A 15,695-nucleotide genomic window follows, 5' to 3' on the forward strand; every position below is an offset into this window, starting at 1 on the left:
TTCAGGACATAAAAATATATTATGAAGAAGATTTACTTGTTACTTATTAGTGTTATATTCTTTTCCTGCAGCTCTACTTTAGATGTTGCAAACAATCCTGAACCCGATAATCCTAACTATACCTATCTAGCACTGGGAGATTCTTATACTATTGGCGAAAGCGTTATGGAGACTGAGCGCTGGCCTGTTCAGCTTGCAGAACAACTTAGGGCTCGTGGATACAAAGTGGCGCCTCCTATGGTCATTGCAAAGACCGGCTGGACTACCGAGGATCTCTTAAGGGGCATTGATAATAACTTAAGTATTCATCGTGATTTTGATCTTGTATCTATCCTCATTGGTGTAAATAATCAATACCAGGGTAAGCTGATCACAGAATATGAAGAAGAATTACGAACCATTTTTAGAAAGGCTATAAATCATTCTAAAACTAAAGAGAAAGGGGTATTTGCAGTGAGCATTCCAGATTATGGATATACTCCATTCGGTGAAGCTGGCCAGGAAGAGATCAGTGCTGAGATCGATAGATATAATGAAGTGTTTAGAAAGGTGGCGGCAGATTTTAATGTGGACTTTTATAATATCACGCCAATTTCCAGGGAGGCAGGTGAAAATCCTGATCTTGTTGCCAGCGATGGCTTACATCCCAGCGGTTTGATGTATAAATACTGGGTAGATCATTTCGTGAATCAGGTTGCTGAGAAACTTCCGGAATAATTTTTTACACCTCTCATTTTCAATTGGTTAATTTGATACATTTGAAGGGTGAGGGAGGATTTTCTATATCATGTCTGGAAATTTCAGAAGTTTAATAATCAAAGTATTAAGACTTCTGATGGAGATATTATTAATATCATTCAACCTGGTTTTCAAAACGCTCTATCAGGACCGGATTTTTTCAATTCTAAAATTCAGATAGGGGAGCAGCTTTGGGCTGGAAATGTAGAAATGCATTTAAAATCCTCAGATTGGTATTTTCATAGCCACGAAAAAGATCTTAATTATGACAACGTTATACTTCACGTTGTTTGGGAGCATGACACCGAAATTTATAGGAAAGATAATTCCATAATTCCAACCCTCATTTTAAAGGATAAAGTAGAAGAAAGTATTCTCGAGGCTTATCAACTTCTGCTGGAGAAACCGCATTTAGCGTTGAATTGTGAAAATGACTTTAAAGACTTTTCAGAATTTCAGATTCGGCATTGGCTGGAGCGCTTATATTTTGAAAGACTGGAATCTAAATCTAAATTGATTGCTCAGCTATTAGCAGAAACCGGAAATAACTGGGAAGCAGTTCTTTTTATTTTGCTGTGCAGGAGTTTTGGATCAAAGGTGAATGGAGATGCTTTTCAGAGTCTGGCTCAAAGTTTTGATTTTAAGATCATTCAGAAATTAGGGTTCAGCCAGTTTTCTTTGGAGGCACTTTTACTGGGACAGGCTAAGCTTATTAATGGAACAGATAGGTACAGCCTGGATCTGAAAAAGGAATATGATTATTTAAAACATAAATTCTCCCTTGCAAATGAGTTTTTAAAAAGCCCACAGTTCTTCAGGTTAAGGCCAGATAATTTCCCTACGATAAGACTTGTCCAGCTGGCAGCTATCTATGCTCAAAACAGAAATCTATTTCAAAGTATCATTCAGGAGAAAAGCCTGGATGAATTTTATATGCTTTTTGATATCCAAGTTTCTGAATACTGGAACACACATTTTAACTTTGGAAAATCTCATAAAGAAAGAAAAAAGAAACTTGCCATAAGTTTTATAGATCTGATACTGATCAATTGCGTGGTCCCTCTCAAACATGCGTATGCAAATTATATTGGTGAGGAGAACGAACAGGCCATTCAGGATCTTATTTCTGGAATTAAAGTGGAAAAAAATTCAGTAATCAGTATATTTAATGAATTAAGGCCAAAAACCGCTAAAAATGCGATGGATTCGCAGGCCTTGTTGCAGTTAAAAAATGAGTATTGTAATTTGAACAGGTGTCTTCAATGTGAATTGGGTGCTTCTTTATTAAGGAAGTCTCCCAAATACATCTAAATTTGCTACATGACAACTTTTGTTTCTAATATTAGGCATTACCTGGAAAAACATGGGTTTTATGTTTCCACGCGCCTTGCAGACAAACTAGGGATGCGTGCCAAAAACGTGAGGCTGTTCTTTATTTATGCCTCATTCTTCACCATGGGAGTAGGCTTTATAGTATACCTTATTCTCGCTTTCTGGCTGAAATTAAAAGATCTAATTTACACTAAGAGAACCTCTGTATTCGATCTATGAGAGAACTTTTAGATTCAAAGGTAAAGCTTGCCGTAATATTGATCATCCTGGTGTTTATCTCCGGGGTGGTGGGTTTTCATTTTTTATATGACTACTCCTGGGTAGATGCCCTCTATATGACAATTATTACCGTAAGTACTGTAGGCTATGGTGAGGTGCAACCAATGGGCCCTTATGGAAAGATCTTCACTTCAGTTTTTATTATTTCGGGACTTTTTATTTTTGGTTTTGGTATTTCCACCATTACCGAGCATATCCTGAACAAGAATAATATTGGTAATCTAAAACGGAATAAAATGAAAAAACGAATCGATTCTTTTAAGGATCATGTGATTGTTTGCGGTTATGGAAAGAATGGAAAGGAAGCAGTGCAGAAACTCATGGATTACCGTAAAGACTTTGTGATCATCGATGAGAATGAGGATGTGTTCCATGGGTTTGAAGATGTAACCCTGAATTACATCGTTGGAAACGCTACCGAGGACGAAGTTCTTATGCTCGCTGGTATAGAAAGGGCTTCCACACTTATTTGTGCGCTACCGAGAGACGCAGATAATCTTTTCATTGTTCTTTCGGCAAGGCAGTTACAGAAGAATCTAAAGATCATTAGCAGGGCTACAGAAGAGAATAGCTATAAGAAATTAAAGTTGGCAGGGGCAGATAATGTGATAATGCCAGATAGAATAGGTGGCAGTCACATGGCTTCCCTGGTAGTGGTACCAGACCTTGTAGAATTCTTGGATAACCTTTCGGTTTCAGGTAGACATGATAGTATTAATGTTGAGCAGATTCCTTTTTCAAAAGTATGCTCAGATGGAATTGAGAAAACCATTGCCGAGACCGATATAAGGAAGAAAACCGGCTGTTCAATAATTGGCTATAAGTCACCGTCAGGTACTTACGTAGTAAATCCGGAGCCATCTATGAAGCTGGAAAAGGAGTCAAAACTGATCATGATAGGAAGGCCAGAACAGATAGAAAGCCTTAAGAAATTTTATTCTGTTTGATGTCTGAAGTTAGGCTATAAGCTGTTTACGGAATAAACTTACATTTAACAGTAATTTCACAATTTAACTCCCAAAAGTTTGATTTAGCCTATTTTTTTAGCATATTCACCGGCTGAAATTTTAACTTTATTTAATAAACGAAAATCTATATGAGAAAGTATTTGCTTTCAATGTTCTTTTTATTTTCAATTTTTGGATTGTCTGCACAAGAACTGGACGTTAAAGCCAAGGTTGGTAATCCTTCTAACGTTATTAATAACGGGTTTATTGAGTTGGATGTGACCGGGGGAACTCCTCCATATCAGTATAAATGGTCTAACCAGAGTACAAGCCTAGAATCCAATAGAACTGAAGGACTAACTGAAGGTATTGCCTACAGCGTAGTAGTTACTGATAGTGAAGGAAATTCGGTTGAAAAGTCCTACACGGTAGATGCAGAAGCTATTACTGAACATTTCAATGGAACTTTTGCTCCTATCGTTGCGAGCATGGGAAGCGTACTTTTCTGGGATCCATTTTCAGCGATCGGGGTTTATGATCCAGTTGTATATGCCGATCTAAAAAGAGTTGAGGCTCCAGAGTGGGATCCACAGGAAACCTCTAAGTTTATTCTTAAAGAATGGAAAGTAGCCGAGGGACAACATGTTAATGAAGGAGATCCTATTGCTACAGTTTCCAAAAATGGACAGGATATAGTGGCTTATGCAAATGCTAGCGGATCTTTATCACATTTTCTGGAAGAAGGAGAAGTTATCTATAATTCAGAGAATAAGCAACATGTGATCGAGCAGGGTGCGCAATATTTTGCTAGCATTACGTATGATGAGCCTATTGCATTACTACATCCAAATGGTGATCCACAGCAGAAGAATATTCCTTTTATCGTGGTGTGGCTCGTTTTTGGGGCATTGTTCTTCACACTTCGTTTAGGCTTTATCAATATTAGAGGGTTTAAACATGCATTACAACTCGCTAAAGGTAAGTTTGATGATCCTAACGCACCTGGACAGGTTACTCATTTCCAGGCGTTAGCGACTGCGGTTTCAGGAACTGTAGGTTTAGGTAATATCGCAGGTGTTGCAGTTGCTGTATCTCTTGGAGGTGCAGGAGCAACAATGTGGATGATCCTTGCAGGTTTACTGGGGATGTCTTCAAAATTCGTGGAATGTACACTAGGTGTAAAATATAGATTTATTAATTCTGAAGGGCGTGTTTTTGGTGGACCAATGAACTACCTGAGATATGGTCTTGAGAAGAGAAATAAAAGAGGTCTTGGAAAATTCCTTGCCGCTTTCTTCGCAATTCTTGCTATTGGAGCTTCCTTTGGAGGAGGTAATATGTTCCAGGCAAACCAGTCCTTTTCTATTCTTGCAGGAGAATTCCCTATGCTTGTAGGAAATGGATTCTGGTTTGGTATCGTAGTAGCAGTTCTTGTTGGAATTGTAATTATTGGAGGGATTAGCAGTATTGCTAAAGTTACCGGTAAGATTGTTCCTATCATGGCTGCAGTTTATGTAATTGGAGCTTTAGTGGTTATTGGAGTTAACTTTGGAAATATTGGTCCTGCTTTTAGCGCGATCTGGGACGGGGCATTCAGTCCAAGTGCATTAAAAGGTGGAGTTATAGGGGTATTGATCGTCGGATTCCAGCGTGCTGCCTTCTCGAATGAGGCTGGTGTCGGTTCTGCTGCCATTGCTCACTCTGCAGCAAAAACAAATCATCCGCCATCTGAAGGTTTTGTGGCACTTTTAGAGCCATTTATAGATACAGTGGTAGTTTGTACTCTTACAGCTCTGGTATTGATATTTACCGGGATGCATGAGGTTGAAGGAGTAGGAGGAGTAGAGTTAACGTCAACTGCTTTTGGTAGTGTGATCTCTTGGTTCCCTTACGTACTTGCAACGGCTGTATTCCTTTTCGCATTCTCTACTATGATCTCATGGTCGTACTACGGGATGAGAGCCTGGACTTACCTTTTTGGAAAGAGTAAAAGAAATGAGATCGCTTATAAGGTTTTATTCCTTGTATTTGTAGTGGTTGGAGCATCTGTAAGTTTAGGTGCAGTATTAGACTTCTCAGATATGATGATCCTGGCGATGTCATTCCCTAATATTATAGGATTATACTTCATGATAGGTGAAGTAAGTAATGATCTAAAAGAATATACTCACAGGCTAAAGGCTGGTGAATTATTCAAAAAAACAGAACCTAAAAAGGCTAAAGCAGCCTCTTAGGTTTTTATAAAATGAAATTTCTTAAATCCCATTTTGCGCTCTCCAGAAGTCAGCAAAATGGGATTTTTATTTTAGTACTATTGATCATTGTAATGCAGTTCGTGCTCATCTTTGATCTTTTTCCATTCAAGGAGGAACCTCAGGCTGAAAGGATTCGGCAGTCACAAATCGAAGCTTTTCAAAAGCAATTGGATTCTCTAAATCGAAATTCTGCCAAAAATCATTCAGATACAATTTACCCGTTCAATCCGAATTATCTTTCCGATTATAAAGGCTATCAACTTGGGATGAATGTCGAGGAAATAGATAGGTTACTGGAGTATCGCTCTAAGGGTAACTGGGTGAATTCTGTCGAAAAATTTCAAGAGGTGACTGGTGTTTCAGATATTTTACTGGAAAAGATCGCTCCATCATTTAGATTCCCTGAATGGACAAGAAATGAAACTCGTGTGCTACAAAAGCAAAAGAATGTCCCGGCTGAAGTTATAATTACCGATCTAAATTCAGCATCGGCTCAGGATCTTAAAACCATAAATGGTATAGGCGAAGTTTTATCTGAAAGGATCGTGAAATACCGTACTTCGATAGGTGGGTTTTTAAGTCTTGATCAGCTTAATGATGTTTACGGACTTTCCCCGGAGGTGATAGAAAGAGTAGGGCAGAAGTTTCAAATACTTACCCGGCCTGATATAACCATAAAGAATATCAATTCAATAAGCAGTTCAGAGCTTGCTGAAATTCCTTATTTTAACGCTGTTCTTGCCAGGGAAATTATTAGTTATCGTAATCTTCATGAGGGCATTTCCTCTTTTGATGAATTATTAAAAATCAAGGGGTTTCCTTCAGATAAAATCGATAGAATTAAATTATATTTGGCCATAGAGTAAAATTTAGGAAAAAATCTGTCCTAAATTCCTAATAATATAATTACAAAATCAGGTTCCGGATTCTGGAACTTTTTAAAATATAAGAAATAATTATGAGTAGATATTTTAGCGAGGAGCACGACCTGTTCAGGAAAAGTTTTCAGGAATTTTTACAGAAGGAAGTGGTACCACATATCGATAAATGGGAGGAAACCGGAACGATCGAAAGATTCATCTGGGAGAAGTTTGGTGAAATGGGATATTTCGGCCTAAACCAGCCTGAAGAATATGGTGGTATGGGGCTGGATCTTTTCTACACGGTCATTTTTCTGGAAGAGCTTCAGAAGATCAACTCTGGTGGATTTGCTGCAGCTATGTGGGCCCATGCATATCTTGCGATGACCCACCTCAAAGTGGAGGCAAGTCATGATCTGAAAGAAAAATATCTTACTCCTGCGATCAATGGAGAAAAGATAGGATGCCTTTGTGTTTCAGAGCCTTTTGGAGGTTCAGATGTAGCAGGTATGAAAACTACCGCGGTTAAGAAAGGCGACAAATACGTGATTAATGGATCAAAGACCTTTATCACAAATGGTGTATATGCCGACTTTTATGTAGTCGCTGCAAAAACAGATCCTGAAAAAGGAAACAAAGGAATGAGTATTTTCCTTTTAGATAAAAAGTTCAAGGGTATCTCTGCAACTAAACTTAATAAACTGGGATGGAGAGCATCAGATACAGCAGAACTTGCTTTTGATACTGTTGAAGTGCCAGCAGATTATTTGCTTGGAGAAGAAGGAAAAGGCTTTAGCTATATTATGCAGCATTTCGCCATGGAACGTCTTATTATGGGGATTAATGCACACGCCAGGTCTGAATTCGCCTTGGATTACGCGATGGGTTATATGAAAGAGCGTGAAGCATTTGGTAAAACTTTAGATAAATTCCAGGCCCTGAGACATTCGGTTGCTGAAATGGTAAGTGAAGTAGAGGTGATCAAGGAATTTAATTATGCCACTGCCCAGAGATTGAATGATGGTGAGTACGTTGTAAAGGAGGCAAGTATGTCTAAGCTTCTTGCAACTAAAATTGCTGATGAGGTAATGTATAAATGTCTGCAATTATTAGGTGGCTATGGTTATATGGAAGATTATCCAATGGCTCGTATGTTCAGAGACAGTAGACTTGGACCAATTGGTGGTGGAACTTCTGAAATTTTGAAAGAAATTATCGCCAAAATGGTGATCGATCAGAAGGAATACAAGCCAGCAGCGAAGTAAGACTGAAAGATCACTTTGGCGAAAATGGTTTTTCCATTTGCCAAAATGGTGATCGACCAGAAAGAGTATAAACCTGCTGCGAAATAGTTATTACGTAAAAGAATATAATTTTAATTAAACCCTGGATCTTATCCGGGGTTTATTTTTTCAGACTATTATAGAAAGTGCCACGTATTTTAGGTCCATTGATATAGAATTCAGAGGCTTCCTTATCTGTAAAGAATTCCGAGGTAAGTTTTTCATTATTTACGATCTCGTCTTCAGTCGCGCCTTCTTCCATTGCTTTCTGTACGTTCTCCCGAATAGTCTTTAGCATATTCAGGTAAGCTTTGTAATCAGATCTATTAGCGATCGCGCCATGACCGGGAATGATTTTCGTATTCTCGTTGATCAGGGAAATTCCTGTTTCTGCTGCTTTGATATCACCATCTACGCTTCCGCCGCTTTCCAGGTCGATATAGGGAAACATACCATTAAAAAAGGTGTCTCCGGTATTTAAAACATTGCTCTGGGGAAAATAGATCAGTGCATCACCATCGGTATGTGCATTATGAACATGGGCTATTACAATGTCATTATTATTAATGTGAAGATTCATTTTGTCATTAAAGGTAATTATGGGTAAGCCGTCGTTTTTGACATCTGTGTCTTTCAAGCTCAATCTTTTTCTCACATTTTCATGAGCCATGATCAGCGCGTCATCCTTCTTAAAATTAGCATTCCCACCGGTGTGATCGCCATGATGATGGGTATTTACCAGAAACCTTATTGGTTGATCGCTAATGGTGCCAATGGCAGTCTTGATTTTTTCGGTAAGTTGAGCGAACTGGTCATCTATCATAAAAACTCCATCGTCACCTGTAAGGACTCCAATATTTCCTCCGGCACCCTTCAACATATAAACATTATCGTTTACCGGGATAATCTCGATGGTCACATCCTGCATGTCCTGAAAGGCAAATAGGGAAGAGGTGGAGATAATAAATAAGGTGAAAATAACTTTTATAGAAGTTTTCATATTCTGTAAATTTTAGTCCCTAATTTACAGAATTGATTTTTACTTGTCTGGAAAATACTTTAGTAGAAATAAATAGTAAAAGTATTGGGGTTTTATAGAAATCAATTATCTTTGCAGCCGATTCCAAAAGAGAGGAGGTTATGACACTATGTTAATTATACCAGTTAAAGACGGAGAAAATATAGATAGAGCTCTTAAGCGTTTCAAGCGAAAGTTCGACAAGACAGGAACTATGCGCCAGCTAAGAGATCGTCAGCATTTTACTAAGCCATCTGTGGAGCGTAGAGCTCAGATTCAGAAAGCTGAATATATCCAGCACCTGAGAGACGCAGAGGATATCTAGTATTTAAACTAGATGGGCGATTGTAAAATTGCACAATAAATTTAAGAACTGTTGGTAGTCCAAAGTTTAGTAACTTTGTCTATCAACAGTTTTTTTATGCCCTTTTCTGAATTTCTGGATTACCTTCAGCTCGAAAAAAAATATTCTTCTCATACCATTACGGCGTATTCTCGAGACTTACGCGATTTTCAGAATTTCATTTCAAGAACATACGAGCAGGAATCTCTGGAAGATGTGAATTATTCCCAGATAAGAAGCTGGATAGTAGATCTGTCTGAATTTGGGATTACTAATAGAACCATCAACAGGAAACTTTCTTCTCTTAAATCATATTATAGGTTCCTGTTAAAGACTGGGCAAATAGATTCTTCTCCTCTAATCAAGCACAGGGCATTAAAAACTTCAAAAAAAGTGCAGATCCCTTTTTCTGAAGCCGAGATAGTTCAAGTTCTGGAGAATATTGATGATTCAGGTTACGACGGAATACGTGACAGGTTTATTGTTGAACTGTTTTACTCTACCGGTATAAGAAGGATAGAATTGATAAATATACGATTGCAGGATCTGGATCTGGACTCTGGTGTTCTTAAGGTGCTAGGTAAAAGAAATAAGGAAAGGTATATTCCTCTGATCAATTCTGTAGTAAAAACCGGACGGGCTTATCTGGATTATAGAACGAACGATCACGGGGCCTTACAGGATGATCATCTTTTTTTAACTTCTAAAGGAGATAAAATCTATGAAAGTTTTGTTTATAGAATTATAAATAATTATTTTAGTGAGGTGTCTGGCAAACTAAAAAAGAGTCCGCATATACTGCGACATTCGTTTGCTACTCATTTATTGAACCAGGGAGCTAATCTAAATGCGGTAAAAGAATTATTGGGTCATTCCAGTCTGGCAGCGACTCAAGTCTACACTCACAATAGTATTGCCGAATTGAGCAAAATACATAAACAGGCTCATCCCCGGAACAATAAGGATTAACTAATCATTTTGTTTAATTAAATTCTACAGGATATGAAAATGAATCTGCAGTCCGTAAACTTCAATGCTGATCAAAAACTGATTGATTTCACCCAAAAAAAACTTGATAAACTAGAAAACTATTTTGATAAGATAATCCATGCCGATGTATTCTTTAAGGTGCAGAACACAAGCGCTAAAGAAAATAAAATTACAGAGATATTAATAAGTGTACCAGGAGGTGATCTCATGGTGAAAAAAACCTGTAGTAAGTTCGAAGCCTGTGTAGATGAATGCGTTAATTCATTACAGAGACAGTTAATTAAACGAAAGGAAAAAATGAGTGCTCATGTTTAGCTGATTTTTTTTAAAATTATTTTTTGATAAAGGAATAATTTATATACATTTGCAGTCCGTTAGAAATAGCGGACTTTTTTATGCTGAAAAAGTTAGCATAAAGGCCGATGTAGCTCAGCTGGCTAGAGCAGCTGATTTGTAATCAGCAGGTCGTGGGTTCGAGTCCCTCCATCGGCTCTTGAAATACTGAAAACACCGAAGTTTCGGAGATATTTTAAAGTTTAAAACCTTAAGGTTTAAATGATTGAAAAATAATCTTCAGAAATTTTGAAAAATGCTTTGGATGGTGCTTTAAAATTGCTTTAATTTGCACCCGTTTTAAAAACCATCGGAAGCTTAGCTGTTTCAGCTACGGTTCTATGAAATAGTGTAAAATTGGGGAGATACTCAAGCGGCCAACGAGGACAGACTGTAAATCTGTTGTCTTTCGACTTCGCAGGTTCGAATCCTGCTCTCCCCACAAAGATTTTAAAATAAGCTGTTGTTAAAAGTTCGCTTTTGTAAATAGTTTTTTTTAAATCGGTGTTCGGGGCCACCCGAACAGGATCATCAAGCTTAGTGAGATAATCCTAAAGGTGTAAATCTAAAATGGAAATGCGGGAGTAGCTCAGTTGGTAGAGCGTCAGCCTTCCAAGCTGAATGTCGCCGGTTCGAACCCGGTCTCCCGCTCTAAATAAATTGAATCAGGATATTCCCCGGTCGTGAAATAGTTCAAGATTAAAGGTTTTTACTCCTTTTGGTTTTTAGAACTATTTATTAGGTTACTAATAATGGGTTATTTCGGCTATATTACCTCAGTCCTGATCTTTTCCATAAACCCTTGATAGGTTTATGGATATCGCTGTTTAAAACAGTCAATTGTCTGGCCGACGTAGCTCAGGGGTAGAGCGTTTCCTTGGTAAGGAAGAGGTCACGGGTTCAATTCCCGTCGTTGGCTCTAGTTTTGTATAAAATTGAACACTAATATATAACTAAGATTAAATAAGTATTAATTATGGCAAAGGAAACTTATGATCGTTCCAAACCGCACCTAAATATTGGTACAATTGGACACGTAGATCACGGAAAAACTACTTTAACTGCAGCTATTACTAAAGTAATGGCTGATGCTGGATATTCAGAAGCTAGTGCGTTCGACCAAATCGATAACGCTCCAGAAGAAAAAGAAAGAGGTATTACAATTAACTCTTCTCACGTAGAGTATTCAACTGCAAACCGTCACTACGCACACGTTGACTGTCCTGGTCACGCCGATTACGTAAAGAACATGGTAACTGGTGCTGCTCAGATGGACGGTGCAATCCTTGTTGTGGCTGCGACTGATGGTCCTATGCCTCAAACTCGTGAGCACATCCTTCTTGGACGTCAGGTAGGTATTCCAAGAATCGTTGTATTCTTAAATAAAGTTGACCTTGTTGATGATGAGGAGCTTCTTGAACTAGTTGAGATGGAAGTAAGAGATCTTCTTTCTTTCTACGAGTATGATGGTGATAACGGTCCTGTAATTTCAGGTTCTGCACTTGGAGCTTTAGAAGGAGATGAGAAATGGTCTAAGACTGTTCTTGATCTTATGGAAGCTGTTGATAGCTGGATTGAACTTCCGCAGCGTGATGTAGATAAGCCTTTCTTGATGCCTATCGAAGATGTATTCTCTATTACAGGTCGTGGTACTGTTGCAACTGGTCGTATCGAGACTGGTGTTGCTAACACTGGAGATCCTGTAGAGATCATTGGTATGGGAGCTGGAAAACTTACTTCTACTATTACTGGAGTTGAGATGTTCCGTAAGATCCTTGATAGAGGTGAAGCTGGAGATAACGTTGGTATCCTATTAAGAGGTATCGAGAAAACTCAGATCTCAAGAGGTATGGTAATTACTAAGCCTGGATCTGTAACTCCTCACGCTAAATTCAAAGCAGAGGTTTATATCCTTAAGAAAGAAGAAGGTGGACGTCACACTCCATTCCATAACAACTACCGTCCTCAGTTCTACGTACGTACAACTGACGTAACAGGAACAATCAACCTTCCTGACGGAGTAGAAATGGTAATGCCTGGTGATAACCTTACTATTACAGTAGAGCTTATCCAGCCAATCGCAATGAACGTTGGACTACGTTTCGCTATCCGTGAAGGTGGTAGAACTGTAGGTGCTGGTCAGGTAACTGAAATTCTAGACTAAGAATTATTATATATAAAAAGGTATCCCGTTAAAAGCGGGATACCTTCACTTATATTTACGGGTTTAGCTCAGTTGGTAGAGCACTGGTCTCCAAAACCAGGTGTCGGGAGTTCGAGCCTCTCAACCCGTGCAAATATTTTTTTTGAAAATGGCAGGAATTGTTAATTACGTATCAGAATCATATAACGAGTTAAGAAACCACGTTACCTGGACAAGTTGGACTGAAGCTCAAAAGCTAACAGTGCTTGTGGCTGTGTTCTCGATTATTTTTTCATTGGCTATTTGGGGTGTTGACACGCTTTTTAGTGGAGCGATTGAGCAATACTTCGAATGGGTTAAATCTTAAAATAAATGGCGATGGCAGAAGCAAAGGAAAAAAAATGGTATGTGGTTCGTGCCGTTAGTGGACAGGAGAATAAGGTCAAGGATTATATCGAGAAAGAGATCGAATATTTAGGTCTTCAAGATGCGATAGATCAGGTTTTAGTTCCTACTGAAAAGGTTATCCAGATTCGTAATGGAAAGAAAGTAAACAAAGAAAGAGTTTACTTTCCTGGGTATGTAATGATCCAGGCTAATATAGCCGGGGAAATTCCTCATATTATTAAAGGAATCAACGGAGTTATTGGATTTCTAGGTGAAACAAAAGGAGGAGATCCTGTGCCACTTAGAAAATCTGAAGTGAATAGAATGTTAGGTAAGGTTGATGAGCTTTCTGTGAAAGCCGATAATGTTGCGATTCCGTTTACTATAGGTGAGACTATTAAAGTAATTGACGGACCGTTCAATGGTTTTAATGGTACAGTAGAAAAGATTAATGAAGAGAAGCGTAAACTTGAAGTAATGGTGAAGATTTTCGGAAGAAAAACACCATTAGAGTTAAGTTATATGCAGGTAGAAAAAGTATAATAATAACTGTTACATATTTTTTGATTGTTTTTTAAGCTTCCACTCAACAAACGATCATTTAAAAATTTGAAAAATGGCAAAAGAAGTAAGTAAAGTTGTAAAACTACAAGTTCGCGGAGGTGCTGCTAACCCATCACCACCAGTTGGACCTGCTTTAGGTGCTGCCGGAGTAAACATCATGGAATTCTGTAAGCAATTCAATGGTAGAACTCAGGATAAGCAAGGAAAGGTACTTCCAGTTGCAATTACTGTTTACACAGATAAGTCTTTTGATTTCGTTATCAAGACTCCACCTGCGGCAGTACAATTGATGGAAGCGGCAAAAACTAAAAAAGGTTCTGGTGAGCCGAACAGAAAAAAAGTAGCTAGTGTTTCTTGGGATCAGGTTAAAGCGATTGCAGAAGACAAGATGCAGGATCTTAACGCATTTACTGTAGAGTCTGCAATGAAAATGGTTGCCGGAACAGCTCGTTCGATGGGAATAACTGTAAAAGGTGATGCACCGTTTTAATCCAAAAAGAAATTAAGAAATGGCAAAATTAACTAAAAAGCAAAAAGAAGCTCAGTCTAAGATTGAGAACGGCAAGACTTATACAGTGGCCGAAGCTTCTGCTTTGATAAAAAAAGTTTCCAACGAAAACTTTGACGCTTCTGTAGATCTTGCAGTTCGTTTGAACGTAGATCCACGTAAAGCTAACCAGATGGTTAGAGGGGTTGTAACTCTTCCTCATGGAACTGGTAAGGACGTTAAGGTTTTGGCTCTTGTAACTCCAGATAAGGAGCAAGAAGCTAAAGATGCTGGTGCCGATTACGTTGGATTAGATGAGTACCTTGAGAAGATTAAAGGCGGTTGGACAGATGTTGATGTTATCATCACTATGCCAAGCGTAATGGGTAAACTTGGACCACTAGGACGTGTTCTGGGACCAAGAGGTTTAATGCCTAACCCAAAGACCGGTACTGTAACTATGGATATCGCTAAAGCGGTTTCTGATGTTAAGGCTGGTAAGATCGACTTTAAGGTTGACAAAACTGGTATCGTGCATGCAGCAGTTGGAAAAGCATCTTTTGATGCTGAGAAAATTGCAGGTAACGCGAGAGAATTATTAACTACGCTGGTAAAATTGAAGCCTCAGGCAGCTAAGGGTGTTTATATCAAAAGTATTTATATGACCACTACTATGAGCCCGAGTGTAGCAATAGATACTAAAAGGTTTACTGAGCAATAATTTAAGATTATGACAAGAGAAGAAAAATCACAAGTTATAGAAGATTTAACTGCCCAGTTAGCCGGATTCCAAACTATCTATTTGGCTGACATTTCTGGCCTTGACGCTGGAAGCACTTCTAACTTACGTAGAGCTTGTTTCAAAGCTGATGTAAAGTTATCGGTAGTTAAAAATACATTGCTTGCGAAAGCTATGGAAGCAGCTGATAAAGATTTCGGTGACCTTCCAACAGTTTTGAAAGGCAATACCTCAATCATGCTTTCTGAGACCGGAAATGCTCCGGCGAAAGTAATTAAGGATTTTAGAAAGAAATCTGATAAGCCTTTACTTAAAGGAGCTTTTGTAGAAGAAGCTATTTATGTAGGTGATGACTATCTTGAAACACTTGTTAATATCAAGTCTAAAGAAGAAGTTATCGGGGATATCGTTGGATTACTTCAATCTCCTGCTAAGAATGTTGTTTCAGCACTTAAATCAGGTGGTGGAAAAATCGCAGGAATCCTTAAAACCCTTTCAGAAAAGGAAGGATAACATAGTACGCACTTTTTAACAATTATAAATTAAAGAACTTTTTAAAAACGATAGAAAATGGCAGATTTAAAAGATTTCGCAGAACAATTAGTTAACCTTACGGTAAAAGAAGTAAACGAGTTAGCTGATATACTTAAAGAAGAATATGGTATCGAGCCTGCTGCTGCTGCAGTAGCTGTTGCTGGTGGCGCTGCTGCTGGTGGTGAAGAAGCTGAAGAGCAAACTGAATTCGACGTAATTCTTACTGCTCCAGGTGGATCTAAATTAGCTGTAGTTAAACTTGTAAAAGAACTTACAGGACTAGGTCTTAAGGATGCTAAAGAATTAGTAGATGGTGCTCCAAAACCAGTAAAAGAAGGAGTTGCTAAAGACGAAGCAGAAGCTCTTAAAAAGCAATTAGAAGAAGCAGGAGCTGAGGTTGAGCTTAAATAAGCTTAACACAAGCAATATTATTTAGGTTTAGACCTCAGGATTCACTCCTGGA

The 15,695-nt window shown here is 38.4% G+C and carries 18 protein-coding genes and 5 tRNA genes; 22 read left to right on the forward strand and 1 reads right to left on the reverse strand.

The genetic code is table 11. The features are described 5' to 3' along the window. Nucleotides 1-21: 21 nt before the first annotated feature. From G3I01_RS09300 to G3I01_RS09330, 7 genes are all read left to right on the forward strand, one after another. Nucleotides 22-717, forward strand: a complete 696-nt coding sequence (locus G3I01_RS09300; RefSeq protein WP_219547211.1) for an SGNH/GDSL hydrolase family protein — start codon at nucleotides 22-24, stop codon at nucleotides 715-717. Nucleotides 718-765: 48 nt separating this feature from the next. Beyond that, on the forward strand, nucleotides 766-2,049 hold the full coding sequence (locus G3I01_RS09305) for a DUF2851 family protein (RefSeq protein ID WP_219547213.1): 1,284 nt from the start codon (nucleotides 766-768) through the stop codon (nucleotides 2,047-2,049). Between the two features lie 9 nt (nucleotides 2,050-2,058). Continuing rightward, complete coding sequence (locus G3I01_RS09310) at nucleotides 2,059-2,289, forward strand: PspC domain-containing protein (protein WP_219547215.1); 231 nt, start codon at nucleotides 2,059-2,061, stop codon at nucleotides 2,287-2,289. Then, complete coding sequence (locus G3I01_RS09315) at nucleotides 2,286-3,296, forward strand: potassium channel protein (protein ID WP_219547217.1); 1,011 nt, start codon at nucleotides 2,286-2,288, stop codon at nucleotides 3,294-3,296. Before G3I01_RS09310 ends, G3I01_RS09315 begins: the two co-directional genes overlap by 4 nt. Nucleotides 3,297-3,445: 149 nt before the next feature. Next, complete coding sequence (locus tag G3I01_RS09320) at nucleotides 3,446-5,530, forward strand: amino acid carrier protein (RefSeq protein WP_219547219.1); 2,085 nt, start codon at nucleotides 3,446-3,448, stop codon at nucleotides 5,528-5,530. Between the two features lie 11 nt (nucleotides 5,531-5,541). After that, complete coding sequence (locus G3I01_RS09325) at nucleotides 5,542-6,417, forward strand: helix-hairpin-helix domain-containing protein (protein WP_219547221.1); 876 nt, start codon at nucleotides 5,542-5,544, stop codon at nucleotides 6,415-6,417. Between the two features lie 92 nt (nucleotides 6,418-6,509). Then, on the forward strand, nucleotides 6,510-7,676 hold the full coding sequence (locus tag G3I01_RS09330; RefSeq protein WP_219547223.1) for an acyl-CoA dehydrogenase family protein: 1,167 nt from the start codon (nucleotides 6,510-6,512) through the stop codon (nucleotides 7,674-7,676). Between the two features lie 139 nt (nucleotides 7,677-7,815). Here the strand turns inward: G3I01_RS09330 and G3I01_RS09335 are convergent, their stop codons facing one another. After that, nucleotides 7,816-8,694, reverse strand: a complete 879-nt coding sequence (locus G3I01_RS09335) for an MBL fold metallo-hydrolase (RefSeq protein ID WP_219547225.1) — start codon at nucleotides 8,692-8,694, stop codon at nucleotides 7,816-7,818. A gap of 148 nt (nucleotides 8,695-8,842) precedes the next feature. On the opposite strand from G3I01_RS09335, the gene rpsU reads away from it, so the two are divergent. The 15 genes from rpsU (at nucleotide 8,843) to rplL (ending at nucleotide 15,643) form a co-directional block, all read left to right on the forward strand. Then, nucleotides 8,843-9,037 (forward strand): 30S ribosomal protein S21, encoded by a 195-nt coding sequence (rpsU, locus tag G3I01_RS09340; protein ID WP_026933820.1) that lies wholly within the window; start codon nucleotides 8,843-8,845, stop codon nucleotides 9,035-9,037. Nucleotides 9,038-9,133: 96 nt separating this feature from the next. Beyond that, on the forward strand, nucleotides 9,134-10,024 hold the full coding sequence (locus G3I01_RS09345; protein WP_219547227.1) for a tyrosine-type recombinase/integrase: 891 nt from the start codon (nucleotides 9,134-9,136) through the stop codon (nucleotides 10,022-10,024). A gap of 33 nt (nucleotides 10,025-10,057) precedes the next feature. After that, entirely contained in the window at nucleotides 10,058-10,360 is a 303-nt protein-coding gene (gene raiA, locus G3I01_RS09350; protein ID WP_108172569.1) for a ribosome-associated translation inhibitor RaiA, read from the forward strand. A 103-nt stretch (nucleotides 10,361-10,463) separates the two neighbouring features. After that, nucleotides 10,464-10,537, forward strand: a tRNA-Thr gene (locus tag G3I01_RS09355). A 200-nt stretch (nucleotides 10,538-10,737) separates the two neighbouring features. Continuing rightward, nucleotides 10,738-10,820 (forward strand) — tRNA-Tyr (locus G3I01_RS09360). A 136-nt stretch (nucleotides 10,821-10,956) separates the two neighbouring features. After that, nucleotides 10,957-11,029 (forward strand) — tRNA-Gly (locus G3I01_RS09365). A gap of 196 nt (nucleotides 11,030-11,225) precedes the next feature. Next, nucleotides 11,226-11,297, forward strand: a tRNA-Thr gene (locus G3I01_RS09370). A 57-nt stretch (nucleotides 11,298-11,354) separates the two neighbouring features. Next, entirely contained in the window at nucleotides 11,355-12,542 is a 1,188-nt protein-coding gene (gene tuf / locus G3I01_RS09375; RefSeq protein ID WP_219547229.1) for an elongation factor Tu, read from the forward strand. Nucleotides 12,543-12,599: 57 nt separating this feature from the next. Then, nucleotides 12,600-12,672 (forward strand) — tRNA-Trp (locus tag G3I01_RS09380). 18 nt (nucleotides 12,673-12,690) lie between these two features. After that, complete coding sequence (secE, locus tag G3I01_RS09385; protein ID WP_108172571.1) at nucleotides 12,691-12,888, forward strand: preprotein translocase subunit SecE; 198 nt, start codon at nucleotides 12,691-12,693, stop codon at nucleotides 12,886-12,888. Between the two features lie 11 nt (nucleotides 12,889-12,899). Further along, entirely contained in the window at nucleotides 12,900-13,451 is a 552-nt protein-coding gene (nusG, locus tag G3I01_RS09390) for a transcription termination/antitermination protein NusG (RefSeq protein ID WP_026933825.1), read from the forward strand. Between the two features lie 73 nt (nucleotides 13,452-13,524). Further along, nucleotides 13,525-13,962, forward strand: a complete 438-nt coding sequence (rplK, locus tag G3I01_RS09395; RefSeq protein WP_108172572.1) for a 50S ribosomal protein L11 — start codon at nucleotides 13,525-13,527, stop codon at nucleotides 13,960-13,962. A 19-nt stretch (nucleotides 13,963-13,981) separates the two neighbouring features. After that, entirely contained in the window at nucleotides 13,982-14,680 is a 699-nt protein-coding gene (gene rplA, locus G3I01_RS09400; protein WP_219547231.1) for a 50S ribosomal protein L1, read from the forward strand. A gap of 9 nt (nucleotides 14,681-14,689) precedes the next feature. Next, nucleotides 14,690-15,211 carry a 50S ribosomal protein L10 gene (gene rplJ / locus G3I01_RS09405; protein WP_219547233.1) on the forward strand — a complete coding sequence of 174 codons (522 nt, stop codon included), beginning with the start codon at nucleotides 14,690-14,692 and terminating at the stop codon, nucleotides 15,209-15,211. 57 nt (nucleotides 15,212-15,268) lie between these two features. Further along, nucleotides 15,269-15,643, forward strand: coding sequence for a 50S ribosomal protein L7/L12 (gene rplL, locus G3I01_RS09410; RefSeq protein ID WP_219547235.1), 375 nt, complete (start codon nucleotides 15,269-15,271; stop codon nucleotides 15,641-15,643). Nucleotides 15,644-15,695 lie beyond the last annotated feature (52 nt).

This window comes from Gramella sp. MT6, assembly GCF_019357415.1.
In the GTDB taxonomy this organism is placed as follows: Bacteria; Bacteroidota; Bacteroidia; order Flavobacteriales; family Flavobacteriaceae; genus Christiangramia.

What these genes read in the sequence shown, in the direction of transcription:
- G3I01_RS09300 (WP_219547211.1), top strand. Translation starts at nt 22, where the DNA reads ATGAAGAAGATTTACTTGTTACTTATTAGTGTTATATTCTTTTCCTGC.
- G3I01_RS09310 (WP_219547215.1), top strand. Translation starts at nt 2,059, where the DNA reads ATGACAACTTTTGTTTCTAATATTAGGCATTACCTGGAAAAACATGGG.
- G3I01_RS09315 (WP_219547217.1), top strand. Translation starts at nt 2,286, where the DNA reads ATGAGAGAACTTTTAGATTCAAAGGTAAAGCTTGCCGTAATATTGATC.
- G3I01_RS09320 (WP_219547219.1), top strand. Translation starts at nt 3,446, where the DNA reads ATGAGAAAGTATTTGCTTTCAATGTTCTTTTTATTTTCAATTTTTGGA.
- G3I01_RS09325 (WP_219547221.1), top strand. Translation starts at nt 5,542, where the DNA reads ATGAAATTTCTTAAATCCCATTTTGCGCTCTCCAGAAGTCAGCAAAAT.
- G3I01_RS09330 (WP_219547223.1), top strand. Translation starts at nt 6,510, where the DNA reads ATGAGTAGATATTTTAGCGAGGAGCACGACCTGTTCAGGAAAAGTTTT.
- G3I01_RS09335 (WP_219547225.1), bottom strand. Translation starts at nt 8,694, where the DNA reads ATGAAAACTTCTATAAAAGTTATTTTCACCTTATTTATTATCTCCACC.
- rpsU (WP_026933820.1), top strand. Translation starts at nt 8,843, where the DNA reads ATGTTAATTATACCAGTTAAAGACGGAGAAAATATAGATAGAGCTCTT.
- G3I01_RS09345 (WP_219547227.1), top strand. Translation starts at nt 9,134, where the DNA reads ATGCCCTTTTCTGAATTTCTGGATTACCTTCAGCTCGAAAAAAAATAT.
- raiA (WP_108172569.1), top strand. Translation starts at nt 10,058, where the DNA reads ATGAAAATGAATCTGCAGTCCGTAAACTTCAATGCTGATCAAAAACTG.
- tuf (WP_219547229.1), top strand. Translation starts at nt 11,355, where the DNA reads ATGGCAAAGGAAACTTATGATCGTTCCAAACCGCACCTAAATATTGGT.
- secE (WP_108172571.1), top strand. Translation starts at nt 12,691, where the DNA reads ATGGCAGGAATTGTTAATTACGTATCAGAATCATATAACGAGTTAAGA.
- nusG (WP_026933825.1), top strand. Translation starts at nt 12,900, where the DNA reads ATGGCAGAAGCAAAGGAAAAAAAATGGTATGTGGTTCGTGCCGTTAGT.
- rplK (WP_108172572.1), top strand. Translation starts at nt 13,525, where the DNA reads ATGGCAAAAGAAGTAAGTAAAGTTGTAAAACTACAAGTTCGCGGAGGT.
- rplA (WP_219547231.1), top strand. Translation starts at nt 13,982, where the DNA reads ATGGCAAAATTAACTAAAAAGCAAAAAGAAGCTCAGTCTAAGATTGAG.
- rplJ (WP_219547233.1), top strand. Translation starts at nt 14,690, where the DNA reads ATGACAAGAGAAGAAAAATCACAAGTTATAGAAGATTTAACTGCCCAG.
- rplL (WP_219547235.1), top strand. Translation starts at nt 15,269, where the DNA reads ATGGCAGATTTAAAAGATTTCGCAGAACAATTAGTTAACCTTACGGTA.